Genomic DNA, 566 nt, shown 5'->3' on the forward strand with positions numbered 1-566 from the left:
GCGCGCCTCGGTGCCAACGCCATCCTCGGCGTCAGCATGGCCGCCGCGAAGGCCGCCGCCAATGCGCGCGGCCTGCCGCTCTACTCCTACGTCGGCGGCGTTTCGGCGCATGTCCTGCCGGTGCCGATGATGAACATCATCAATGGCGGCGAGCATGCCGACAACCCGATCGACTTCCAGGAATTCATGGTCATGCCGGTCGGCGCCTCGTCGCTGGCGGAAGCCGCGCGCTGGGGTGCGGAAATCTTCCATACGCTCAAGAAGGGCCTGCACGAGAAGGGCCTCGCCACCGCCGTGGGCGACGAGGGCGGCTTCGCGCCGAACCTTGCCAGCACCCGCGATGCGCTGGACTTCATCATGGCCTCGATCGAGAAGGCAGGCTTCAAGCCGGGCACCGACATCAAGCTCGCGCTCGACTGCGCCTCGACCGAGTTCTTCAAGAACGGCAAGTACGAGATCAGCGGCGAGGGCCTGAGCCTGTCGCCGGTGGCCTTCGCCGACTACCTCGCCGATCTCACCGAAGCCTATCCGATCATCTCGATCGAGGACGGCATGAGCGAGGACGA

Annotated in this window: 1 pseudogene; it reads left to right on the forward strand. The window is 66.1% G+C overall.

What is annotated here, in order from left to right:
* Positions 1–566, forward strand: a pseudogene (gene eno / locus V2S85_RS27185) (phosphopyruvate hydratase); the annotation flags it as partial.

Source organism: Novosphingobium resinovorum (assembly GCF_036352595.1).
In the GTDB taxonomy this organism is placed as follows: Bacteria; Pseudomonadota; Alphaproteobacteria; order Sphingomonadales; family Sphingomonadaceae; genus Novosphingobium; species Novosphingobium resinovorum_B.